The organism is Ornithinimicrobium cavernae (assembly GCF_003121625.1).
Taxonomy (GTDB): domain Bacteria; phylum Actinomycetota; class Actinomycetes; order Actinomycetales; family Dermatophilaceae; genus Ornithinicoccus; species Ornithinicoccus cavernae.
The window spans coordinates 1-24324 of sequence record NZ_QDDJ01000004.1 but is presented as its reverse complement, the minus strand read 5'-3'; the positions used below and the strand labels follow the sequence as shown (position 1 = coordinate 24324).

Annotated in this window: 19 protein-coding genes; 12 read left to right on the top strand and 7 right to left on the bottom strand. The window is 69.0% G+C overall.

Features of this window, described 5'->3' with window-relative positions:
• Positions 1–35 precede the first annotated feature (35 nt).
• Positions 36–797 (top strand): sulfite exporter TauE/SafE family protein, encoded by a 762-nt coding sequence (locus tag DA085_RS05000; RefSeq protein ID WP_109471858.1) that lies wholly within the window; start codon positions 36–38, stop codon positions 795–797.
• On the opposite strand, the gene DA085_RS04995 is transcribed toward DA085_RS05000, so the two are convergent.
• Positions 782–1048 carry a tautomerase family protein gene (locus DA085_RS04995; protein WP_109471857.1) on the bottom strand — a complete coding sequence of 89 codons (267 nt, stop codon included), beginning with the start codon at positions 1046–1048 and terminating at the stop codon, positions 782–784. The two genes, DA085_RS05000 and DA085_RS04995, sit on opposite strands and share 16 nt — an antisense overlap.
• A gap of 278 nt (positions 1049–1326) precedes the next feature.
• Here DA085_RS04995 and DA085_RS04990 point away from each other — a divergent pair, with 278 nt between their 5' ends.
• The 3 genes from DA085_RS04990 to DA085_RS04980 are packed head-to-tail and all read left to right on the top strand — an operon-like array spanning position 1327 to position 4161.
• Complete coding sequence (locus tag DA085_RS04990; RefSeq protein ID WP_202619109.1) at positions 1327–2223, top strand: NAD(P)-dependent oxidoreductase; 897 nt, start codon at positions 1327–1329, stop codon at positions 2221–2223.
• Positions 2224–2230: 7 nt separating this feature from the next.
• Positions 2231–3352 carry a mandelate racemase/muconate lactonizing enzyme family protein gene (locus tag DA085_RS04985; protein WP_109471855.1) on the top strand — a complete coding sequence of 374 codons (1122 nt, stop codon included), beginning with the start codon at positions 2231–2233 and terminating at the stop codon, positions 3350–3352.
• 35 nt (positions 3353–3387) lie between these two features.
• On the top strand, positions 3388–4161 hold the full coding sequence (locus tag DA085_RS04980) for an SDR family oxidoreductase (protein ID WP_109471854.1): 774 nt from the start codon (positions 3388–3390) through the stop codon (positions 4159–4161).
• Between the two features lie 17 nt (positions 4162–4178).
• Here DA085_RS04980 and DA085_RS04975 read toward each other — a convergent pair whose 3' ends face one another.
• Positions 4179–6233 (bottom strand): NADH:flavin oxidoreductase, encoded by a 2055-nt coding sequence (locus DA085_RS04975; protein WP_109471853.1) that lies wholly within the window; start codon positions 6231–6233, stop codon positions 4179–4181.
• Positions 6234–6239: 6 nt separating this feature from the next.
• A complete protein-coding gene (gene pruA, locus DA085_RS04970) occupies positions 6240–7871 on the bottom strand; it encodes an L-glutamate gamma-semialdehyde dehydrogenase (protein WP_109471852.1) in 1632 nt (543 codons plus the stop codon).
• Positions 7872–8020: 149 nt separating this feature from the next.
• Here pruA and DA085_RS04965 point away from each other — a divergent pair, with 149 nt between their 5' ends.
• Positions 8021–9043, top strand: a complete 1023-nt coding sequence (locus tag DA085_RS04965) for a PucR family transcriptional regulator (protein WP_109471851.1) — start codon at positions 8021–8023, stop codon at positions 9041–9043.
• 163 nt (positions 9044–9206) lie between these two features.
• Positions 9207–10877 carry a choline dehydrogenase gene (locus DA085_RS04960; protein ID WP_202619108.1) on the top strand — a complete coding sequence of 557 codons (1671 nt, stop codon included), beginning with the start codon at positions 9207–9209 and terminating at the stop codon, positions 10875–10877.
• Between the two features lie 288 nt (positions 10878–11165).
• Here DA085_RS04960 and DA085_RS04955 read toward each other — a convergent pair whose 3' ends face one another.
• Genes DA085_RS04955 through DA085_RS04940 form a run of 4 tightly spaced genes read right to left on the bottom strand, consistent with a single transcriptional unit; the run spans position 11166 to position 15005 of the window.
• Complete coding sequence (locus DA085_RS04955; protein ID WP_109471849.1) at positions 11166–12350, bottom strand: NAD(P)/FAD-dependent oxidoreductase; 1185 nt, start codon at positions 12348–12350, stop codon at positions 11166–11168.
• 1 nt (position 12351) lies between these two features.
• Positions 12352–13344, bottom strand: coding sequence for an ABC transporter substrate-binding protein (locus DA085_RS04950; RefSeq protein WP_109471848.1), 993 nt, complete (start codon positions 13342–13344; stop codon positions 12352–12354).
• A 27-nt stretch (positions 13345–13371) separates the two neighbouring features.
• Entirely contained in the window at positions 13372–14160 is a 789-nt protein-coding gene (locus DA085_RS04945) for an amino acid ABC transporter ATP-binding protein (protein WP_109471847.1), read from the bottom strand.
• Positions 14157–15005 (bottom strand): amino acid ABC transporter permease, encoded by an 849-nt coding sequence (locus DA085_RS04940; protein ID WP_237565325.1) that lies wholly within the window; start codon positions 15003–15005, stop codon positions 14157–14159. Before DA085_RS04940 ends, DA085_RS04945 begins: the two co-directional genes overlap by 4 nt.
• A gap of 469 nt (positions 15006–15474) precedes the next feature.
• On the opposite strand from DA085_RS04940, the gene DA085_RS04935 reads away from it, so the two are divergent.
• The 6 genes from DA085_RS04935 to DA085_RS04910 form a co-directional block, all read left to right on the top strand.
• Positions 15475–16980, top strand: a complete 1506-nt coding sequence (locus tag DA085_RS04935; RefSeq protein ID WP_109471845.1) for a hypothetical protein — start codon at positions 15475–15477, stop codon at positions 16978–16980.
• A 210-nt stretch (positions 16981–17190) separates the two neighbouring features.
• Positions 17191–18618, top strand: a complete 1428-nt coding sequence (locus DA085_RS04930; protein ID WP_109471844.1) for a DUF3375 domain-containing protein — start codon at positions 17191–17193, stop codon at positions 18616–18618.
• The gene (locus DA085_RS04925; protein WP_202619107.1) at positions 18615–19205 is read left to right on the top strand and encodes a DUF4194 domain-containing protein; all 591 of its coding nucleotides are present in this window, start codon (positions 18615–18617) and stop codon (positions 19203–19205) included. Before DA085_RS04930 ends, DA085_RS04925 begins: the two co-directional genes overlap by 4 nt.
• A complete protein-coding gene (locus tag DA085_RS04920) occupies positions 19198–22623 on the top strand; it encodes an ATP-binding protein (RefSeq protein ID WP_109472088.1) in 3426 nt (1141 codons plus the stop codon). The genes DA085_RS04925 and DA085_RS04920 overlap by 8 nt, the downstream gene beginning before the upstream one ends.
• Positions 22620–23798 (top strand): Wadjet anti-phage system protein JetD domain-containing protein, encoded by a 1179-nt coding sequence (locus tag DA085_RS04915; protein WP_109471843.1) that lies wholly within the window; start codon positions 22620–22622, stop codon positions 23796–23798. Before DA085_RS04920 ends, DA085_RS04915 begins: the two co-directional genes overlap by 4 nt.
• An 86-nt stretch (positions 23799–23884) precedes the next feature.
• Positions 23885–24324: hypothetical protein (locus tag DA085_RS04910; protein ID WP_202619106.1), on the top strand; the 440-nt coding region annotated here is incomplete at its 3' end.

Here is a 24324-nt window from a genome sequence, read left to right as displayed (position 1 = left end):
TACGAAGCCCTCGGGAGCGGAGCGGACCGCGTCCGGTGAGCCCGGTCGATGTGGTCCTCCTGCTGCTGGCGGGCCTGGCGGCCGGCACGATCAACACCATCGTCGGGTCGGGCACGTTGATCACGTTCCCCACCCTGCTCGTCCTGGGCTTCCCACCCGTGGTCGCCAACGTGTCCAACAGCCTGGGCCTGGTCGCCGGGGGCATCAGCGGGGCGTGGGGCTACCGCACGGAGATCTCTGGCCTGCGCACCCTGGTGCTGCGCCTGGTCCCGGTGTCGGTGACGGGCGCGATCGCCGGGGCGCTGCTGCTGCTCTGGCTGCCGCCGGAGGCCTTCGAGGCGGTCGTGCCGGTGCTGATCCTGCTCGCGGTGGGCCTCGTCATCATCGGTCCGTGGGTCCAGCGCAGGGCTGCGGACAGACCGGCCGGACCAGAGGCCACCGTGCGGTGGCCCCTGGTCGCGGCGGGCGTGCTGTTCGCCGGCACCTACGGCGGCTACTTCGGAGCAGCCCAGGGAGTGATCGTCCTCGGCGTCCTCGGGCTCCTGGTGCCGATCGGCATCCAGGCTGCCAACGGGGTGAAGAATCTGCTCGGTATGATCGTCAACCTCGTGTCGGCCACGGTGTTCCTGATGGTGCAGCCCTCGGCCATCGACTGGACCGTGGTGCTCATCATTGCGGCGGGCTCCCTGTGCGGTGGGCTGGTCGGCGCACGCATCGGACGCCGACTCCCGTCCTGGGCACTGCGGTCCGTCGTCGTCGGGGTCGGCCTGATCGCGGTGGCCTACTTTGCCTCGTGACCGGGGACGGCATCCGTGGCCGGCACAGCCTGCGCGGCAGACCCCACCACCGCGCCCCTCTCGGCCTTCTCCTGCGCGATGGTCACACCGCCGGTTGACCAGTGGGTGTCGGGCACCTCACGCATCATGATCCGCACCTTCTCCTGCGGGATCTCCAGGGCGGCGCTGGTGACCTCCGCGACCAGGCGGGCGAGGGTGCCCAGCCGCTCGGGGGAGCGGCCGGGGCTGAGGGTGATGTCAATGATCGGCATGAGATTCCTTCAATCGTTGTGGGTGACCCACAGTACCAACATGAGGCAGTTCTGCCCAGGTTTGGTTCAGGTGATGTATCGCCGGAATTTGTCAAGGAAGGAGGTTCCAGCAGCTGGGCCTGCGAAGATAGTGGTGGGCTCGCGACGCCTGACGATGTGCAGTGGGTTACCCTAGTCCCAGATTGGGGTTACCAATCAATATTCTAGCTCTCACAGCCGCGAGCCAACCGAGTGCTCGCCAGACCCATCCCGGGACGCCCGGGCAGGAAGGTTCCATCGTGACAAAGGTTGGTTTCATCGGGCTCGGAAAGATGGGCGCCGGGATGGCCCGCAATGTGGCCGCGTCCCTTCCCGTGCTGGCCTACGACGTGAACGTGGAGGTGGCCGGCGGCCTGGCCACGGACAATCTGACCGCCGTCGCAACCGCCCACGAAGCCGCGGACGGCGTCGACGTCCTGGTCACCATGCTCCCCGGCCCCGATGAGATCGAGCAGGTCATGGGCGGCCCCGACGGGGTGGCCAGCAGGCTCGCGCCCGGAGCGGTGTGGGTGGACATGAGCAGCAGCAGCCTCGAGGCGATGGAGCACGTGCTCCAGGCCCACGCGGAGCGCACCTGGGGAGCGCTCGACGCGCCAGTGACCGGTGGGGTGCCCGGCGCCGAGGGCGGCACCCTCCAGATCTTCGTGGGTGGCGCGGCCGAGGACCTCGAGAAGGCGCGCCCCGTCCTGGAGCTGATGGGCAACCCGGAGCGGATCCTTCACGTCGGGCACGCCGGCGCAGGCTATGCCGTCAAGCTCTGCCTGAACCTGGGCTTCTTCCTGCACGCCATCGCGGGGGCGGAGGTGATGACCCTCGGGGTCAAGGCGGGGGTCGACCTGGACCTGCTGCACGACGCGCTCACCGGCAGCGGTGCTTCCAGTGCCTTCCTCGAGAACGATCTGGTGCAGAACGTCTACAAGGGCGACTACAAGGAGTACTTCCGCCTCGCGCTCGCGCTCAAGGACATCCGGCTCGCTGTGGACCTGGGTCGCCGCGTCGGCGTGCCGCTCGAGGTGTCCGCGCTCGTGGAGCAGATGCACCGTCGTGCGCTGCTGACCTACGGCGACGGCGGTCAGCTCCTTGCCGTGAAGCAGCTCGAGGAGACCTCCGGGGTCTGGCTCCGTGAGAAGAACTGATCGCGTCATGCTCATCACCTCTGTCGAGGCCATTCCGCTGCGGGCCGAACTCAGCCAGCCCTTCCGGTTCGGCAACATCGTCCGGACCCGGTCCCAGAACGTCCTGGTTAAGATCACGACCGACACCGGCGCGACCGGCTGGGGCGAGGCCTGCCCCGTGCCTCAGCTGACCGCCGAGACGCAGGCTTCGGTCACCGCCCTCGTGAACGGCGAGGTGCGGCAGGCCTTTGTCGGCCAGGACGCGCGAGCTCGACATGCGTTGCTGGCAGCTGTCAACCGGGTCCACCTGGGCATCCACTTCACCATGGCTGCGCTGGATACGGCGCTGCTCGATGTGGTGGCACAAGGACATGGCATGGCCGTCTCGGACCTGCTCGGAGGCCGCGTGCGCGAGCAGGTCGAGGTGCACGGCTCGGTCGGCTGGGACGAGGACCCGCAGGCTGTGGCCAGGACTGCGCAGGCCTACGCCGAGGAGTTTACCTGGCTCAAGCTGTATGCCGGCAAGGGCACGCTGGACGCCGACCTCCGGAGCATCGAGGCTGCTCGCGAGGCAGTCGGAGCTGAGCACCCCTTCCTGCTGGACATCAACGGGCTCTGGACGGTCACCGACGTCGTCCGGGCAGGCCCCCGTCTGCGTGAGGCGGGCGTGCAGCTGATCGAGCAGCCCGTCCACCCCGCCGACCCGCTCGGCAATGCCACGGCCACCCGTATCCTCCTCGGTGAGCACGGTATTGACGTCGCCGCTGACGAGTCCATCCGGGACCCGGCCGACGTCGCCGCGGTGGCCCGTGCCGGAGCTGCTTCGGTGATCAACGTCGGCATGTCCAAGATGGGTGGGATCACCCCAGCACTGGCAGCCGCCCAGGTTGCTGCTGCGCACGGACTGCCGGTGATGGTGGGCGGCGTCGTGGAGCTGGGGGTGGCCAACGCCGCAGGGCTGCAGCTCGCTGCCGTCCTCCCCGCCCTCGCGGCCCCATCCTACCTGATGGGCCCGCTGAAGTACGCCGAGCAGGTCACCAGCCCGGTGATCGCACCTCAGGAGAGTCGACTGCGGGTGCCGACGGGGCCGGGTCTGGGTGTCACCGTGGACGAGGACGCGCTGGGCCGCCTGCGCCTGGACGCACATTGACGCGAGTCATCGCGTCCTGACGAGGGAGTCTGCTGATGGAGTTGGGTCTGGAGAAGCGCACGGCTGTCGTGCTCGGCAGCACATCCGGCATCGGAGCGGCGGTCAGCAGGGCCCTGGTGGCCGAAGGGGCCAACGTCGTGACCGTCGGCCGGGACGCTGAGCGCACCCGGGTACACGCGGCCGCACTGGGATCAGCGCTGCCCGTTGTCGCGGACCTGACCGAGCCGGGTGCTGCCGAGAAGATCGTGCGGCTGACGGAGCGCGTCTATGGCTCCGTCGACATCGTCGTGCTCAACGGCGGCGGCCCACCGCCGGGCACGGCGGCCGCCATGACCGGTGGTGACGTGGACAGCGCCATCCGCCTCCTGCTCGGCACGCATCTGGACCTGGTCAGGCTGGTGCTCCCGGGCATGGTCGAGCGGAGGTGGGGGCGCCTCATTGCCGTCGGATCCAGCGGAGTGCAACAACCACTGCCGAACCTGGCCCTGTCCAACGTCGGCCGGGCGGCGCTGTCCGGCTATCTGAAGACCCTGGCGGCTGAGGTCGCCCGGGACGGTGTGACCGTCAACATGGTCCTGCCCGGGCGCATCGAGACGGCACGGGTGCACCACATCGACCAGGCCAACGCAGAGCGGTCAGGCCGCACTGTGGAGGACGTGCGGGCGGCGTCCATCGCCACCATCCCCGCCGGGCGCTACGGCCGCCCCGAGGAGTTCGCCGCAGTCGTCGCCTTCCTGGCCGGCGAACCGGCCTCCTACATCACCGGTGAGGAGATCCGCTGTGACGGCGGCCTGGTCCGGGGTCGGTAGTGGCTGACTGCTGTGGCTCACACTGTCAGCCCGAGCCGGCGGGCGTCCAGCATGGCGGCGTGGATGTTGCGGCCCGCGACCGCATCACCGATGCGATAGAGCGTGAACCCCTGGCCCTTCGACTGGTCCTGTTGGCTCGACTGGTCCGGCGGTGTCCCACTCGCCAGCGCCTGCAGATCGGTCTCACCCTGGTTCCGCGACAACGGCCGCAGCTCCTCGTAGACCTCTGCGTTAGGTTCGGTGCCGCACTCGGCGACCACCTGGTCTACGACCCGCTCGACCGTCCGCCGGGTGTAGGCGTTGCGCAGCACGGCGACGAGGCCGTCGGGCGCACGGCGGACCGCGATCAGGTGGTGGTCCGGGGTCAGCACGGCGCCGGAGGCATAGAGCGAGCTCAGATACTGCGGATACATCGTCCCGACCACCTCCTGGCCGACCAGCCGGTCCGGCGACACGAGCTCCACCTGTGACCCGGCCGCGGTCAGCTTCTGTGCGGTGGACAGCGCCTGATCGCTGCCGTGCTCGTCAAAGACCAAGATCCGCTGCTTCGGTGAAGCGTCCCCGGTCAGCAGGTCCCAGGTCGAGAGCACCAGGTCGGCGCCGTCCTCGAGCTCCGGCGTGGCTGGCAGACCGCCGGTGGCCACGATGACGACATCCGGGGTGAGGGCCAGGACGTCCTGTCCCTCGGCATACCGGTTGAGCCGGATCCGCCCACCCAGGTGCCGGACTTCGGCAGCCAGCCAGTTGATGATGCTGAGCAACTCACCCTGCGCAGGCCCGGCGCGGGACGCCAAGCGAACCTGCCCTCCAACATCACTGGCAGCCTCCAGCACGGTCACCTCATGACCCCGCTCGGCGGCCACACGGGCTGCCTCCAGGCCGGCCGGGCCCGCGCCTACCACTACGACCCGCTTGCTCGAGGGAGCTGCCGGAGCTACGTGCGGGATCAGCCGCTCACGACCCGTGGCCGGATTGTGCAGGCATAGCGCGTCCTGCCCGATGTATATCCGGTTGAGGCAGTAGGACGCGCCGACGCACGGTCGGATCCGGTCCTCCTGTCCCGCCTGCAGCTTGCGGACCAGGTGCGGGTCGGCCAGGTGTGCCCGCACCATCCCCACCAGATCGACATACCCCTCGCGCAGGGCGTGTCGTGCGGTCGCCAAGTCCGCGATCCGTCCCGCGTGCATCACAGGCAGTCGCACCTTGTCTCGGAACTCTCCGACCAGTGAGAGGTAGGCGCCGAGTGGACTGCCCAAGGGCTGGATCTGCTGAGCCAGCTCGACGTCGGTCGTGGCTGAGCCCACCGTCAGAGAGAGGAAATCCACCAGGCCGCTGGACTCGAGCGCCTTCCCGGTCTGGACAGCGTCCTCCCGGGTAACCCCGCCAGCGACCTCCTCGCTGGCACTCATCCGGACGCCGACGACAAAGTGGTGGCCTACCTGTGACCGCACCTCCTCGAGCACCTCCAGAAGGAGACGGAGGCGCCCGGCAGGTGTACCGCCATACTCATCGGTGCGCCGGTTCATCCGCGGCGAGAGGAACTGGTCGAGCAGGTGCCCGCCGTGCGCGCTGATCTCGATGCCGTCCAGGCCGCCCTCCTGGCATCGCGCCGCCGCCCGGCCGAAGTCGCGGACGATCCGCCGCAAGTCGAAGTCCTCGGCCTCCTTGGGAGTGCTGCGGTGCGCCCGCTCGCGCAGCGCAGAGGAGGAGACGGTCGGGAACCAACGGTCGCTGTCCCACGGTGCTCGCCGGCCCATGTGAGTGAGCTGGCTCATCACGAGGGCGCCGTGGTTGTGTACGGCCTCGCTGAGCTCCTGCAGGTGGGGGATGACCGTGTCGTCGCCGAGATAGAGCTGGCCGAAGGAGGACGGGGAGTCCAGCGAGACGTTCGCCGAGCCGCCGATCATGGTGAGCGCAAGACCGCCCCTGGCCTTCTCCGCGTGATAGAGGCGGTAACGCTCCGTGGGCATCCCGTTCTCGGCATAGGCCGGCTCGTGGCTGGTGCTGACCACCCGGTTGCGCAGGGTGAGGTTCTTGAGCGCGAACGGCGCGAGCAACGGGTCGGTGGACATGCTGCCTCAAGCCTCCAGATCTGGGGACCTCAGGTCCCGTGGCGGTTGGTGGTTGCGTTTGACCGCGCGGGGGCTCACGAAGCGGCTCAGGTGCCATACGGTGCCGGTCTTGTCGTTGGTGCCGGAGGCGCGGGCCCCGCCGAACGGCTGCTGGCCGACCGCGGCACCGCTGGGTTTGTCGTTGAGATAGAAGTTGCCGGCGGCGTAGCGCAGGGTCGCGTCGGCCTGTGCCAGGGCCCGCTCGTCGGTGGCGAAGACCGACCCGGTCAGACCGTACTCGCTGGTCCCATCGACCAGGCTCAGCACCTCGTCCCAGGCCCCGTCGTCATAGACGTAGGCGGCCAGGACCGGCGCAAAGAGCTCCTCAGTCAGGAAGGGCGACTGCGGATCGATGACTTCGAGGAGCGTCGGCTCCACGAACCAGCCGGTGGAGTCGTCCGTGCGTCCACCAGCCAGCACCAGGCCCTCTTCGGCAGCCCGGGCCAGCGCCGCCTCGTGCTTGGCGAACTGACGGGCGTTGATCACGGCTCCAAGGTAGGTGCCGGGCACCGTCGGGTCACCCATCCGTAGCGTTCCGATGAGGTTAACCAGGCGCTCGCGGAGTGCTGGCCACAGGCTGCGCGGCACGTAGAGCCGCGAGGCGGCGGCACACTTCTGCCCCTGGTACTCGTAGGCAGCCCTGACGCATGCGACCGCCAGCGGCTCGAGGTCGGCGCTGGGGTGAGCGAGGACGAAGTCCTTGCCGCCGGTCTCCCCGACGACGCGCGGGTAGTTGCGATAGCCGGTGATGTTGGCCCCGACTGTCTGCCAGATGTGCTGGAAGGTGCTCGTCGAGCCGGTGAACGCCACGCCAGCCAGGTCCCTGTGGGGGAGCGCGACGCCACCGATCTCGGCGCCCTCACCGTGGAGGACGTTGAGCACGCCGTCCGGCAGTCCCGCCTCGCGGAGCAGCTCGGCCGTGAGGTGGGCCACCAGGGACGCGCTCTCGGCGGGCTTCCACAGCACGGTGTTGCCCAACAGGGCGGGAGCCAGCGCGAGATTGTTCATCGACACGAAGTTGAACGGTGTCACCGCGAGGACAAACCCCTCCAGGGGTCGGTAGTCGAGATGGTTGGTGACCCCGGGTGTGCACACCGGCTGAACCGACATCATCGCCTGTGCGTTGGCAAGGTTGGCCCGCAGGAAGTCGACGGCCTCGGCGACGTCGCCCTCGGCCTGCGCCGAGGTCTTGGACAGCTCGACCATGGCAGCGGCGACCAGTCGGTCCCGGGCGGGGCCGAACTCCAGCAGGTCGGCTGCGCGGCGGAAGGGCTCGGCCCGCAGCTCGAAGGGCAGCGTGGACCAGCCCCGGTGGGTCGCACGGGCGGCTGCGATGGCGGCCAGCACCTCGTCTGGACCCGCCTGGTGGAACCGGCCCAGCTCCGGATGCTGGTCGTGCGGCTCCACGATCGGGTGCAGTCGGCCGGTGCGCACCTCAAGGCCACCGATGATGGTGGGAACGTCCCAGTTGGTGCTGCGGACCTCGGCGATCGCTGCCGCCACGGATGCTCTCTCCGGGGAGCCGGGTGCGAACGCGCGGGACGACGTCGCCGGCGCCGGGGTGCTGGCGGCGGGGACATCGGGACCAACCCAGTTCATGTGTAGACCTCCAGTGCGAGACGCGTCGCATCGACGCTAGGCGGCAGTGGCGCCCTGGACATCGGGCGGGGATCGGAAGCGGGAGGGGCCACCTCCTACAGTTGTAGGACGCGGCGTGCCCTGAACGCCCCCACTCGCAGGAGAACAGTGTGACGACCTCGGACGATGTCCAGAGGGCGGTGGACGAGCTCGCCGCTGTGATCGGACAGTCGGTCCTCATCGAGGACCACGACCAGCGACCGGTGTGGTGGTGCACCCGCGGCCCGGTCGACCCCACCCGGATGCGCACGATCCTCCACCGTCAGGTCGCTCCGGCGGCTGCTGCGATCGTGCCCCGCTACCGGCTCCGCCAGGCTCACGGACCCGTGCGCACGGCCGCCGACCCCGAGGCCGAGATGTGGGCGCGCTGGGCCATCCCGGTCCGCCACGAGGGGCGCTACCTCGGGCTGCTCTGGGTACTCGACCAGCACGAGGCACTGTCCGAGGGCGACCTGCAGTCAGCCATCGACTGTGCCGACCTTGCCGCCTCCGTCCTGGTCCAGACGCGTCAGTCGGCCGAGACCGTCCGTCTCGTGCGCGAGGAGCTTATCGGCCGGCTGGTTGCCGGTCCCGACGAGGAGGCGGTCCGCGAGCTGTCCCGGCTGGAGCAGATGCCGCACGACGCAATGGTCCAGGTCGAGGCTCCTGGGACCACTGGGGGTTGGATCCTGCCGGACGACATGTCGGCGCACGTGGTCAGCCGTCGCCCGCGGCAGGCCACCAGCGGGGCACCGGTCCCACTGGTCCACCTGAGGGAGGCTGTCCGGCGCGCGGCCGCCACCCGCCGGACCATCCAGGCAGGTGCCCAGGTCGACCCACCCACCTGGGACAACCTCGGCGCCTGGCGCCTTGTCGTCGAGGCCCCCGACGACGTGGCGGTCGAGAGCATTCACCCAGCTGCGGGCATACTCGCGGAGCACAGTCGCGGGGACCTGCTGAGCACAGCCCGCATGATCGTGGACAACGGTGGTGACGTGGCCGGCGCCGCCGGCACGCTGCACGTGCACCGGACGACGGTCTATTACCGCGTCGAGCGGATCAAGGATCTGACCGGCGTCGACCTGCAGGACGGTGAGGCACGCACCCACCTGCAACTGGCCCTGTGGCTGGCGGCCTACCGCGCCACGGCCTGAGCGACGCACGGGCGCATCCGTTCGACTTTCGACAGGTGTCGCACCTGGCCTGTCACTTTTCCGCCGGGTGAGCGATGCCGACCAGTGCGGCGGCTTCTAGCGTCGAACGTGCCGCCGGTCGCGCGGCCACGGTCTGTCCGTGCACGCCGAATGGAGCATGCAGGTGTCACTGGAGTTCGACTACATCATCGTCGGGGCGGGAACAGCAGGGTGCATCCTCGCCGCCCGATTGAGCGAGGACCCCAGCGTCGAGGTGCTGCTGGTGGAGGCGGGCGGCACCGACCGGCTGCCGATCGTGTCCATGCCCGGGGCGCTGCCGTTCGTCTATCAGAACCGGCACATCCAGTGGGGCTACCGCTCCGGCCCCGAGCCCGAACTACACGGCAAGGTGATCGACGAGAAGGCCGGCAAGATCCTGGGCGGTTCCTCCTCGATCAACGCGATGATCTTTAACCGCGGCAATCCGATGGACTATGACGGGTGGGCTGCCGACGGGCTGACGGACTGGGGCTTTGCCCAATGCCTGCCCTACTTCCGCAAGATGGAGACCTTCGAGGACGGGGCAGACCCGTGGCGAGGGGGCGCTGGACCGCTGCGCATCAGCCGGGCGGCCGGCGAGCACAAGCTCTATGAGGCGTTCCTGCACGCGGGCGTCGAGGCCGGGCAGGAGGTGACCTCAGACCACAACGGGTATCGGCAGGAGGGCATGCACATCGCCCAGTCCTTCATCGCCGACGGGGTCCGGTGGAGCTCATCCAAGGCGTATCTGCGTCCCGCGATGAAGCGGCCCAACCTGCACGTGCGCACTCGGCTGACGGTGAGCCGCGTCCTGGTCGAGAACAGTCGGGCCGTGGGCATCGAGGCGATGACGTGGTCGGGCGCGGAGAGGGTGCGGGCGCAGCGGGAGGTGATCGTCTCGGCGGGTGCGATCAACAGTCCACGGCTGCTCATGCTCTCCGGCATCGGGGACCCCGACGAGCTTGCGCCGCACGGTATCCCGGTCGTCGCTGAGGTGCGCGACGTCGGCAAGAACCTGCAGAACCACCCTGGGGTGGACATCCAGTTCGCCACCGACCACGAGCACTCGCTCACCTCGCAGATCGGGCCTGTGGGCAGGGCCAAACTGGCGGCCGACTGGCTGGCGCGCCGGCGAGGTCTGGGCACTACGAACTTCTTCGAGGCTGGGGCCTTCCTGCGGGTCGGGGACGACGTCGACTTCCCGAACCTGCAGTACGAGTTCCTGCCGCTGACCCGTCAGCTGCGCGGCAACAAGCTGGTGCCCGTCCCCGGTTTCCAGTTCTGGATCGACCTGTCCCGTCCGGAGAGCCGTGGCTGTGTGCGGCTGCGCTCGGCGGACCCGACCGCCGCGCCGATCATCGTCTTCGCGACCTATACGAACCGGGCCGACCTGGACGACATGGTCCGCGCGGTCCAGCAGGCGCGCGACCTGGCGTCGCAGCCGAGCCTGGGGCGCTACGTGCGGGTGGAACTGAACCCCGGCCCCGACGTCCGCTCGGATGCGGAGATCGCAGCCTGGATCCGGACGGCGACCGGCACGTCCTATCACCCGGCTGGCACCTGCCGGATGGGCGTGGATGACGCGTCGGTCGTCGACGGTGAGGCTCGCGTGCGTGCTGTGCCCGGGCTACGCGTCGTGGACGCCTCAATCATGCCGAAGGTCATCACGGGCAACCTCAACGCACCGGTGATGATGATGGCGGAGAAGATCGCCGACATGATCAAGAGCGTCCGCCCCCTGCCGGAGTCCGACGCGGGCTACTACCGTCAGCTTGCTGCTGAACCGGTGGAGCGCGAGGCGGGGTCGCCCGACTAGGGGAAGCGAGCCGAGGGAAACGGTCGGCAAGAAGATGGGGTTCACCACCGGGTCATCAGGTCGGCAGTGCCATGAAGCATCAGCGTCTCCGTCGACCAGTCGGTGATGTCACCACCGCCACCGGTCCTCGCTGGCCGAACGCCACGACCTGGAACACGTCTTCGAGATCCTCGCGAAGGGAGGTCCAGCACACGTGTGAGTTCGCCTTGCCCGCCCACAACAGGACGGGCGGAACGTGTGCACGCCCGTTGACCGGCCATGCGGCACGAGCCCGCGGCGACGGAGACGTCAGCGTACGGTGAGCTCTGGATAGGGATCGTCGGCAAGCACCCGCGCCAGGCCCATGCGTGACAGGTCGAGGGACTGGAACTCCCCGTGCAGGATCAACTCGGTGAGGGCCCGGCCGACGGCCGGTGCGTGCATCAGGCCGTGGCCGGAGAAGCCGGTCGCGAAGTAGTAGTTGTCCAGCTCGGCGTCCCAGCGGTCCAGGATCATCTGCCCGTCCAGACGGTTCTGGTCGTAGTGGCCGGACCAGGTCGAGATGAGCTTCAGCTCGTCGGCGCGCGGGACCCGGTCCACCAGAGCCGGCCACACCACCCCCTCGAACCAGGTCCTGTCGATGCTGAGGTCCCACCCACCAGGCGTTGAGGAGTCAACGAGAGCGGCCGTCATACCGGGTCCTTCAGGGCGCACCGCCAGCCCCGCGGGGTCCTTGATGAAGGGATAGGCGGAGAAGTCCATCGGTGACTCGACATAGTGGTCGAAGCGGCGCATCGGCTCCACCGGCAGCCTCAGCCCCAACCCGGCAGAGAGGTCCGGCCCCCAGACGCCGGCGACATTGACCACGTGCCGGGCGCCGACGACCTCGCCAGACTCCATCGCGACCCCCGAGAGACAACGGCCGTCGCGCTCGAATCCGACCGCGCGATTGCGGATCAGAGTCGCCCCGAGCCGTCGGGACCGGCGAAGCATGCCGTCCATGAAGGCGGACGGAGCCAACCAGCCGTCCCGCGGCGAGAGTACTGCTGGCCCCAGATCAGCGGTGCGGATCAGGGGGTAGCGCTCGGCGAGGTCCGTCGGCTCCATCCACAAGACGTCCACGCCAAGCCCCCGTTGCCTCTCAAAGTCGACGCCCAACAGATCTGAGTGCTCCGGTGCCGTGACAAACAGGTAGCCATTCGCGTGCCAGGACAGGTCCGGAACCTCCTCGGGAGCGGCCTGGCCGCACGGGGGCTGCCAGTCGGCCCAGCCGTCGATCACCTCGTGGGTGTAGCGAGACATCAGGACGTTTTCCGGGCGAGTGAAGAGCTGACGCACTCCGCCGCTGGCAGCCGAGGTGGCTGCACCGGCGTAGGACGTGTCGGGCTCGATCACGGCCACGGATAGGCCAGGCTCGGCCTCGAGCAGGTGCCAGGCGGTGGCGCCGCCCATGGCTCCGCCACCGACCACGACAACGTCGAACGCGTGGGACATGTCAGGGTGCCTCGGAGGGGTCGGTGTAGTAGACGACACGGTCGGTGGATTCGTAGGCCAGGTGCCCCACGCCCCACTTGTCCATGATGTCCTGATACGTGCCGTTGTCGATGATCTCCTTCATCGCGGCCTCGAGGGCCGGGCCCAGGGGACTCTCGTCCGGCAGCGCGATCGCCTGCTCCACGGGCTCATAGACGAGGTCCTGCACCTCGATGTCAAGGTTGTCGCTCGCGATCTGGAAGGCGAGGACGTCCTCGTTGGTGGCTGTCACGTCGATGCGGCCGTTGGTCAGCGCCAGCGTGCGTGCACCGTCGTTGGGGAAAGTCTGGATCCCGATCTCCTCCAGGCCTCCGTCGAGGCACCCCTGGTTTGCTGCCTCGAGCTGGTCGATGTAGTAGGAGCCGGCCTGCACCCCGACGCTGTGCCCACACAGGTCGGTTGGTTCGGTGACGGCGATGTCACTGCCGCTGACCACGGCAAAGCCGGTGCCGATGGCGAACTGACTGACGAAGTCGACTTGCTCCAGACGGTCGTCCGTGACGCCGAAGTCGGCCGAGGCGATGTCATAGCGGCCACTCATCAGACCCGGGATGATCGAGTCGAAGTTGGCGCTACCGGAGTTCTCAAGAGTTAGCCCCATGACTTCGCTGAGGGCCAGGGCCATGTCCGGCTGGATGCCGACCAGTGTGTCGCCCTCGAGGAACTCCTGGGGCGGGAAGTCGTTGTAGACCGCGTTGGTGAGGGTGGCGCCGCGCATGCCCTCCGGCAGCAGCTCGACCACCGAGTCGACGGGCTCCAGGTCCCAGGTGGTGGTGATCATCGACCCGGAGGCCTCGGACCCGCCGGTGCCGGTGGCCTTGTCAGAGCCACGGGGCGCGGCGGCCTGGTCGCTGCGCGGCGGTGCCGGGTCGGAGCAGGCGGCGAGCGTCAGCGCTGTGGTTACGGCGAGCGTGAGAGGCAGTGCCGAGAGGAGCGTTGAGGGGGTGCGGGACATTGTTGAACCTCCGGGGATGGGGGAACTTCACAGGACCTTGGAGAGAAACGCCTTTGTGCGTCGCTCCTGGGGGTTGCCCAGGACGTCGTCCGGGTGGCCGCGCTCGACGACGTAGCCGCCATCCATGAAGAGGACGTTGTCGGCGACCTCTCGGGCGAACCCGATCTCGTGGGTGACGACGACCATCGTCAGACCATCGGCTGCTAGGCCCTTCATGACGTCAAGCACCTCACCCACCAATTCCGGGTCGAGAGCCGAGGTCGGTTCGTCGAAGAGCATCAGCCGTGGCTTCATCGCCAGCGCCCGGGCAATCGCCACACGCTGCTGCTGGCCTCCGGACAGGGTCCGGGGATAGGCGTGCGACCAGTCCGCCAGACCGACTCGGTCCAGCAGGCCCATCGCCGTCTCCTTGACCTCGCGGGACGGACGACGCAGGACACCGATCGGCGACTCCATGACGTTCTGGAGGACCGTCATGTGGGGGAACAGGTTGAAGTTCTGGAACACCATGCCGATCCGGGCCCGCTGGGCCGCCAGCTGCTTCTCGGGGAGCGTGACGTAGCGGCTGCCGCGCTGCTTGTAGCCGACCAGCTCCCCGTCCAGCTCGACCCGGCCGCTGTCGACCTCTTCCAGGTGGTTCATGGTGCGAAGTAGGGTGCTCTTCCCGGAGCCGGACGGCCCAAGGATGCACATCACCTCGCCCTGCAGCACGGTGAGGTTGACACCCCTGAGCACCTCTAGGGAACCGAACCGCTTCTTCAGCCCCGTGACCCGCAGGACGACGGGACGCCCGCTGTCCTCAATGTGCTCGGTCATCGCGCCTCCTTCGGGGACATCCGGCTGCGCAGTGAGTTCAGTCGTCGTCGAAACTTCTCGACGGGCGTTGGGGGGAGTGACCGACGCCCGCCCCGGGCGTAGTGCCGCTCGACGTAGTACTGACCGATGCTCAGGATGGTGGTCACGATGAGGTACCAGAGGCTCGCCACGATGAGCAGCGGGATCGTCTGGAACGTCCTGTTGTAGATGATCTGCGCGGAGTAGAGCAGCTCCGGCATGGAGGTGACACTGACCAGCGCAGAGGCCTTCAGCATGCTGATGACCTGGTTGCCGGTCGGTGGGACGATCACCCGCATCGCCTGCGGGAGGATGACTCGCCGCATGGCACGTGAGCTGCGCATCCCGAGGGCAGACGCGGCCTCGTTCTGTCCGTGATCGACCGACAGTATGCCGCCGCGCACGATCTCCGACATGTAGGCGCCCTCGTTGAGGGCCAGGCCGAGCAGCGCGGCTACGAACGGAGTCACCACGACGTTGGCGTCACCCGACCAGAAAGTCGGACCGGTGAGGGGGATGCCAATCTGGATGGTGGGGAAGAGTGCCGCCATGTTGTACCAGAAGATCAACTGGACCAGCAGCGGTGTGCCGCGGAAGAACCAGATGTAGAACCAGGCCACCGAGGACAGGATGGGGATCGGCGAGAGCCGCATGACCGCGGTGAGGACTCCGAGGGCGATGCCGATGAGCATTGAGAGCACGGTCAGCTGGAGTGTGCGCATCAGGCCCAGCAGGATGCTCTTGCTGAAGAACCATGCTGCGACGACGTCCCACTGCAGGTTCGGGTTCGTGAACAGCATCCGCACGAGGGCCAGCACGCAAAGCATCACGAATACAACCAGGACCCACCAGCCGGGGTGCGTCCGGTGAGCCGCGCGCACGGAATCCGGTGGCGGCAGAGTCGCCGGCTCGGGCCGGTTCCGTGTCGGGGCACTCATCGGCGCCACCTGCGCTTGACCTCATCGCAGTTCATCCACCGCCACCTACTCCCCGGTCATTCATGAGGCGCCCTGCTCTCGTCGGTGCCTGCGGACCACGTCGACGTGATCCGGAGTACGTTTCGTGTGAACGTATGTTGCGGGACGCGGTGGGAGTCACCGCCCGTAGTAGGACATTCGGGGCACCACTTCGACAGTCGTTGAATCGCTGGAGGTGCTGCTCCACGCAGAGAGCGCCGTTCCTCCGGGCGATCGACCTGGTGACTATCTGAGTTGTCCATTGGGCCGACGGTGGGAGGAATGCTCGGCCTGTGGATGATGCGGCGTCCAGGAGTTCCTCTCGTGCCACGATGAGGGCGTGGACGACTACGAGCTTTTGCTGCGGCATACCGAGTCGTGGGCGAAGGGCAAGAAGCGGCCACTGGACCGCGACCTTCTCGAGACGACCATCGGCCTGCGGGCCTTCCACGACGTCACGACAGCCCAGGAATGGCCGCCTGGCTCGGTCGAGCACCTCATGCTGGTGCGCTGGCCGTCCCACGGGCCTAGTGGGGAGCCGGATGTCGAGGCGCTGATCGAGACCCTCGACACCTTCTGGCGCTTCCTGCGCAGCACCGGACGGATGCGCTCCGGCTCCGCCGAGCCCAAGGAGTTGGTCAAGGAGGCCCGGCGAGCCGGGGCGGGTATGCGGGAGGCGTGTGCCGATCCCGAGCGGCACTCCATGTCCAAGGCGCTGATGCGCTTCGCCGACGAGGCGGGGCTGTCCCTGCACGACGCGGAGTCGGAGGAGGAGCTCAACGCGCGGATGCAGCAGGTGATGGAGGCCTTCAACAACCTGCCGTTCGAGGAACGCGACCGGTGGCTGCCCTCGCCGGACACACCGGGCGCCTCCACCACCCCGCGGATGACTGAGTTGCTCCAGCAGGTGCACGGTGCCGATGCGTGGGATCCGTATGGCGGCGAGCTCGACAGCGCTGAGGAAGAGTTCGAGGAGTGGGACGAGTTCGACGACTTCGACGACGAGTTCCAGGACTTCGCTGAGGAGACGTGGGACCTCCTTCCTCAGGTGAAGGATCTGAAGGTGCAGGATCTGGAGGACGAGCCGGACACGGCCGTCGTCGCCGAGGAGGTGCGGGCCTCAGCGTTCATCCAGCAGTGCCTCGCCCTGGCGAGGTGGGTCGGGGAGGGCAAACAGGTGACTGCCACCGGTGTCCTGCGACTCGCCCCGGCCCGTGAGGTCTACGAGGCACTGGACCTGTGGGCCTGGGACCTTGAGTCCCGGCGGCACTCGGCCTACGCGCCCTTGCCGGAGGACCTTCCACCAGAGGCCGAGGACGGGCTGAGGAGGGCGACGCTGTCAACGCTGCGCAGCGCCGCCGACGCCGTCCCGCTCGACCGCTTGTGGCGGGCGTGCCTGGCCACCGGGCTGATCGAGCTCGGCAAGACCACGGCGCGTGCGGCGCCAGCAGCCGACCCACGGCATCCTCGCGACGAGGAGCAGTGGGCCGACCTCGGCGCGAGGGCCATCACCTCACTGGTCCCCGAGCTGGCCGGTGTGCAGGGGATCGACCCGCTGCTTCGCGTGCTCTGTCCGTTCCTCCGGGTGGGGGTCGATCGGGTGACGGTGCCGGAGGTCAAGGACTGGTGGTGGTCCCATCCGGCGAATCTCTTCGCCGCCATCCCGGAGGCAGAGAAGGCGCACGTGCGGCACTACAGCGATGGGTGGGTCCAGAGCCTGCTGTGGGATCTCGAGGACACCGGGGTGTGGCGCCGCGAGGGGGAGACTCTGCACCGCACGGCGCTGGGGATACAGGTGGCGACCTACGTCTGGGCCGGCATCGAGGACGGCACCTTGCGGCCGTGACCACGCGCCGACCGGGGGCAGCACCTTCAGGCCAGCCTTGCTCGCCGGCAACCTCGACCGGAGTCGGGACAGTGTCAGGCGTTTCCGGGGTGCTGACCCTGAAACGGGTGACACAGGAGCACGAAGGTCCTGGCGCCGGATGCTGGTCGTGTCGGTCCTCCTTCGTAGGCTGTCCCCGACAGGGACACAGCAAGGCGATGGACGGCATACATGGAGCACGACGAGATCGAGGTGCTGCGGGAGGGGTCTCCCGCCTGGCGCCTTCTCCGTGCCGGCAACGCGGCGCTCGTCCTGTCCTTCCTCGGCCGGTTCTTCGTCGAGGACAACCACGGCGCGGTGAGCTCCACCGAGCTGGCCGCAGCGCTGGACGATGAGCTGCACGCGCTCAACTTGCCCGACCCGGACAATCCCCGCTACCCGCGGAGCGCCGCCGACTACCTACAGGACTGGGCGGCCACCGAGAGCGGGTGGCTGCGGCGGTTCTATCCGAGTGGCTCCGACGAGGTGCACTACGAGGCGACCAGCGACCTGGAGAAGGCCAACGCCTGGGTCGTCGGCCTGCGCGCGAGGTCGTTCGTCGGGACGGCCTCCCGGCTGGAGACTGTCTTCCACCTGCTGCGGCAGATCGTCCACGGCGCCGAGGACGACCCCGAGGCCCGGCTGGCCGAGCTCCGCCGTCGCCGTGACGAACTCGATCAGGAGATCGCACGCGCCGAGGCCGGTGAGGTGGCTGTGCTCGACCCGACGGCGCTGCGCGAGCGCTACCAGCAGTTCTCGGGCACCGCCCGCGAGCTCCTGTCCGACTTCCGCGAGGTCGAGGAGAACTTCCGCTCCCTCGACCGCGCCGCCCGCGAGCAGATCGCCTCTTGGGCAGGTGGCAAGGGCGAGCTGCTGGCCGAGCTCGTCGGCAACCGAGCAGATATCACCGCCTCCGACCAGGGGCGCAGCTTCCAGGCGTTCTATGACCTGCTGCTGTCCGAGGCGCGCCAGGACGAGCTGTCCGAGCTGCTCACCCGCGTGCAGAGCCTCCCTGACGTCGACCCCGACCGCCGGCTGCGGACCATCCACCACGACTGGTCCGACGCCGCCGAGCGCACCCAGCGGACCGTGCGGCAGATCTCCGAGCAGCTGCGTCGCTTCCTGGATGACCAACTGTGGCTCGAGAACCGCCGCGTCCTCGAGCTGGTCCGTTCGGTCGAGGCCGCCGCGCTGGCCTGCCGTGAGAGCCCGCCCCCGATCGGACTGGACGTCGACGTGCCAGGGATCGAGATCGCCCTGCCGCTCGAGCGGCCGCTCTATGACGCGCGCCCCGCGGCCGAGGTCGACAGCCTGCTGGACCCCGAGGCCGAGGCGGACGTCGACATCTCCGTGCTGTTCGGTCAGACGTTCGTCGACCAGGCCCGCCTGGCCGACCACATCCGCACGATCGTGCCCCCGTCCGGCACCGTGCTACTGGAGGACATCGTGAGCTTCTACCCGGTCGAGCAGGGCGCAGCGGAGATCGTGGGCTACCTCGCGCTCACCGACGACGACCTGGAGGTCACCATGGACGAGGGCCAGCAGAGCATCATCGAGTATGCCGACAGCACCGGCCCGCGTCGGGCTCGCCTCCCCAGAGTCACCGTGAGGCGACGGTGAGGACACCCCAGGAGCACGCGGTCGCCACCGCGATCATCCGGCTGATGCGCGGCGTGGTCTACCGCGAGACCGACGAGGACACATGGAGCCTGCTGGAGCGGCACGGTGCGCCGGTGCGCGACCACTTCACCTCGGTCGGTGTGCAGGTAGTGGTCGACGACGTCGAGGGCTATGCCTACCTGCGCAGCGCCGAGGACGAGGACACCGAGGAGCCGCTGCCCCGCCTCGTGCGGCGCCGCAGCCTGACCTACAACGTGAGTCTGCTGCTCGTACTGCTGCGCAAACGGCTGGTGGAGTTCGAGGCCTCCGGCGGCGAGGGCAAGCTGGTGCTGACCCGCGACCAGCTGATCGAGCTCCTACGCCTCTTCCTGGCTGACTCCAGCAACGAGGCGCGGGTCGTCGACCGCGTGGACACCACGATCCGCCAGGTGGCCGACCTCGGGTTCCTGCGCCAGCTGCCCCGCCAGCCCGGGCACTGGGAGGTCCGGCGCATCCTCAAGGCCTACGTCGATGCCCAGACCCTCAACGACTTCGCCGGCAAGCTGCAGGAGTATGCCGGCGCTCACCCGGGCGGTGACGATGACTGACGCACTGTTCTCGACGGTGGAGGTGGCCACTGCGGGCAGGGCCGGTTACCGGTTGCGCCACCTGGAGGTGTTCAACTGGGGCACCTTCGACAAGCGGGTCTGGCGGATCACCCCCGACGGCGAGACCGCCCTACTCACGGGCGACATCGGCAGCGGCAAGTCCACCCTGGTCGACGCCATGACGACGCTGCTGCTGCCAGCGCACCGGATCTCCTACAACAAGGCGGCCGGAGCCGACTCGCGTGAGCGGACGTTGCGCAGCTATGTCGAGGGCCATTACAAGTCCGAGCGGGTTGAGGCCACCGGCGCCTCCAAGGCAATCGGACTGCGCGACAACCGCTCCTACTCGGTCATCCTGGGCGTCTTCGTCAACGAGGGCCACGACGAGACCGTCACCCTGGCTCAGGTCTTCCAGCAGCGTGACAGCACCGGGCAGCCCTACCGGTTCTATGTCACCGCCGGACGAGAGCTGCGCATCGAGCCCGACTTCGTCGACTTCGGCAGCTCGCTCAACGACCTGCGCCGCAGGCTGCGGGACGGTGGTGTGGACCTGCACGACGACTTCCCCCGCTACGGGGAGCGGGTCCGGCGTCTGCTGGGCATCCGGTCGCCGCAGGCCATGGAGCTGTTCCACCAGACCGTGTCGATGAAGTCGGTCGGCAACCTCAACGAGTTCGTCCGCAACCACATGCTCGAGCCGGTGGACGCCGCCCAGCGGGTCGCCGAGATCGTCGACCACTTCGAGGACCTCACCAAGGCCCACGATGCGGTCAAGCGGGCACGGGAGCAACTCGAGGCCCTCGAGCCCCTCGTCGCGACCAGCCGCAAGTATGACGACGCCATCGCCCGCCGCGACGAGGCTGAGGCACACCGGGAGGCCGTCCGGCTGTTCGTCGCCGAGCGGCGGATCGAGTTGTTGGACAGTGAGATCGACGGCAACACCCGCGAGCGGGACGAGCACACCGGGCTGGCCGAGCAGGTCCGGCAGAGCCAGGTCGCGCTCGTCCGCGCACGGGAGGACCTGATCGAGGCGCGGGCCCGTGCCGGGGGCAACCGCGTCGCCGAGCTGGAGCGCAGCATCGCCACCGCCCGCGCCGAGGCCACCCAGCGCAAGGACCGCTGGGGGCGCTTTGACGCCACGGTGCGCACCGCCGAGTTCGAGCCGGTCCACGACGGCGCCACCTTCGCAGCCACCCTCGCCCGCGTGGAGCAGCTCAGCGCCGAGCTGGCGGACCGGCGGGAGGCACTGGACGACGAGCGCACCACGGTCCAGGGTGAGAAGAACGACCTGCTCAAGGAAGCCACGCAGATCCGCTCCGAGCTCACCAGCCTGGCCGGGCGCACCAGCAACCTGCCCAGCAGCCAGCTGGACGTGCGAGCTGCGCTGTGTGAGGCGCTCGGTCTGGCGGAGACTGACCTGCCGTTCGCCGGCGAGCTGCTCGACGTCCGCGAGGAGCACAGCCAGTGGCGGGGTGCGGCCGAGCGCGTGCTGCGCGGCTTCGCGCTCTCGTTGTTGGTGCCGCAGGAGCACTACGACCGGGTCGCCTCCTGGGTTGATGCACGCCGGCTCACCTACCGCCGCAGCGACGGCCGGGTGGCCGGCACGCGCCTGGTCTACGAGCGGGTCCCCGCCCGGCGGATCCGGCTGCAGCACACCGACACTCCCGGAGCGCTGCTGCTCGCTGACACGATTGAGACGGCGGACGGCCCGTTCCACGACTACCTGCGCGACCAGTTGACCCGCCGCGCCGACCACCGCTGTGTCGAGACGGTCGAGGCCTTCCGCCAGGAGCACCGTGCGGTGACCCTGCAGGGCCAGGTGCGCTCCGGTGACCGGCACGAGAAGGACGACCGCTCCCGCGTCGACGACCCCCGCAACTGGGTGCTCGGCTGGGCCAACGAGCGCAAGGTCGCCGCGCTCACCGAGCAGCTGATCGGCCTTCAGGCGGAGATCGAGCCCCGCGACGAGCGCCTCGCTGCGGTGAAGGCCGAGGCGACCGACCTGGGAGGGCGCCTGTCCGCGCTCAGCCAACTGTCGGCATACGGCAGCAGCTGGGAGGAGCTGGACTGGGCCAGCGCTCAGGCTCGTGCCGAGACCGACGAGGCCGAGCGGCAGCGGCTCGTCTCCGGGTCCTCTGAGCTGTCGGAGATCACCCGCCGCCTGGAGGATAACGAGACCGAGGCCGGTGCCCTGACCGACGAGCTGTCCCGGCTCACCGGCGACATCCGGGTCCTGGAGGAGCGGATCGGGCGGGCCCGGACGGCCCGCGACCGTGACCAGACCCTCGTGGACACCCAGGCCGCTGACGTCCTCGCAACTGCGCGTGCGGCATACCCGGCCCTGGAGGAGAGGCTGGGAGCCGACCTGCCGCAGGACGCCGACGCGTGCGCGGGGGCCCAGGAGTCGCTCACCTCCGACCTGCAGGCTGTGATCGACCGGGTCGGGAGAGAGCTGGGCGGCTACACCCAGAGCCTGCTGGCCTACATGAGTGAGGTGCGCCAGCGCTGGCCGGAGGCAACGACTGAGATGGACGCCAGCGTCGAGGCACGCGCCGACTACCTGACCTTCCACGAGCGGGTGGCCGGCGACGACCTGCCACGCTTCGAGGAGGAGTTCAAGCGACAGCTCAACACCAACACCATCCGAGAGCTCGCGCAGTTCAACAGCTGGCTGCGGCGGCAGTCCGAGGAGATCCACGCGCGGGTCGACCGGATCAACGAGGCGCTTGGCGCGATCCCCTACAACGAGGGTCGTTATATCCGGCTGGAGAGCGAGCGGACCGTCAACTCCGAGATCCAGGCCTTCCGGAGTGACCTGCGCAAGGCGACCGATGACACGCTCACGCCCGAGGGGGACCACTACTCCGAGCAGCGGTTCCTGGATGTGGAGCGGCTGATCGAGCGTTTCCGCGGCCGGGAGGGACACGCCGAGTCGGACAAGGCGTGGACCCGGCGGGTCACCGATGTGCGCAACTGGTTCACCTTCTCCGCCTCCGAGCGCGACCGGGAGACCGACGAGGAGTGGGAGCACTACCGCGACTCCGACGGCAAGTCCGGTGGGCAGAAGGAGAAGCTCGCCTACACGATCCTGGCCGCCTCGCTGGCCTACCAGTTCGGCCTGGAGTGGGGCGCTGAGCGCTCGCGGGACTTCCGCTTCGCGGTGATCGATGAGGCCTTCGGGCGCGGGTCGGATGTGTCCACCCGCTATGCGCTCGACCTGTTCGCCAAGCTCGGCCTGCAGCTGCTCATCGTGACGCCCCTGCAGAAGGTTCACGTCATCGAGCCCTATGTGCACGCCATCGGGTTCGTCGACAACCCCTCGGGCAGCTACTCGCGGTTGCAGACACTGACGATCGAGCAGTTCCAGGAGGTCCGCACCCAGCACCTGGAGGCCTCCCTCGCCGGGACCGGCGGGTGAGCCGATCGGGCGCCGCGCGGCCGTGGTCCACCGTGGCCGACGTCCGGGCCAGGGTGCGGCGGCGGTGGGACGACGGCACCCTGCTGCGGGCGTACGCCGCGGGGGAGCCGTTCCCGGTCCTCGACCTCCCGCTGCGGCGCCCCCGCGCCTCGGAGATCGGCGACGACCTGTCCGCCGTCCGGGAGTGGGTGGCTGCGCTCGATGCCGGCCGCCGTGGTGGCGCGCACTATGCCCTGACCTACGAGACGGTCGGCGGTCGGGTCATCGGTCGCAACGAGCTGCCCGACCGCGCGGTCGTGTCCGACTACGGTCAGGCGTGGGCCCTGCTCGGGGTTGCTGGCGAGGTCCGTGAGCTGGACCGGATCATCGCGGTGGTGGCGGAGGAGCCGGTGCTGCGCTCCTGGGCCGAGGGTCAACCGCTCAAGGCGCTGCAGGTCGGTGCCTCGGTGGAGGGCCTGAAGCGGGCGTATCGGTGGCTGTTGTCTGAACGGGGGAGCGGACGCTACCTGCGGGAGGTGGATGCACCCGGTGTGGACACGAAGTTCATCGACCAGCACCGCCCACTGCTGGCTGGGTGGCTCGGCGTGCCCTCGCCGAGCGCCGGGTTCGTGTCGGCCCTCGGTCTGCGCGGCAAGCCGGAGCTGGTGCGCCTGCGGTCGGACCCGTCCATCGGACTCCTCGGTGGGTTCTCCGAGGCCGCGCTGCGAGTGGAGGAACTGGCCGCGGTCGACCTCCCTGTGCGCACGGCCCTGATCGTCGAGAACGAGATCACCTACCTCAGCGTCCCGGTCCCGGATGCCGGGGTCGTCGTGTGGGGCAAGGGCTTTGAGGTCGACCGTGCCGGAGCGCTGCGCTGGCTGCGTGAGGCCGACATCTGGTATTGGGGTGACCTCGACACGCACGGTTTCGCGATCCTGGACCGCCTGCGGGCGTGGTTGCCGCAGACCCGGTCCGTCCTGATGGACCGCCGGACGCTGCTGGAGCACCGCGACCGGTGGGGCCGGGAACCGAGCCCGACCTCCGCCCGGCTCACTCGACTCTCGTCGGACGAGGCTGCCCTCTATGACGATCTCGTCTCCGACCGCTTCGCCGAGCGGCTGCGGCTGGAGCAGGAGCGGATCGACTGGGCATGGGCCGAGCGGCATCTGGCGCACGGCGGACGCTCCCAACGCTAGATCGTGCCCGTCCCCGGTCTGCTGCCCAGCCTCCTGGGGTCGGTGTTTGTGCTGGTCAGGGCTTTGTCGGTGGTGGGTGGTTGGGTGTGGGTATGTGGCAGGCGGGCGTTGGGGTGGTGGTCGGGGGCGGGGCTCTTGACCACGACGAGGGCGCGTCGGGGGTGGGGGTGGATGTGTTGCCGGGGCCGTTGACCGAGGCGGGGTTCGCGGCGATGATGGCCGCGTCCGCGGCGTCCGCGGCGGCGGTGTCGTCGCCGGTGTGGGGGGATCTGGGGCCGGTCGAGGAGTTGATGGGGCCGGCGGAGTGGGACCGGCTGGTGGAGGTGGATGAGGTCCTGGCCGGGCGGGAGGGCCCGGGGTCGGTCGCGCAGGAGCTGGCTGGCGGGTTGGAGACCGCGGCGCGGGGGTTGGGTCGGGTGGTCGGGGTCGGTCCGGCCGAGCTGGTCGGGGTGTTCGATGCGGGTGTGGTGGAGGGCCTGGAGGCGGTGGGCCGGTTGCGGTCGCAGGTGGAGGCGGTCGGGTTCGC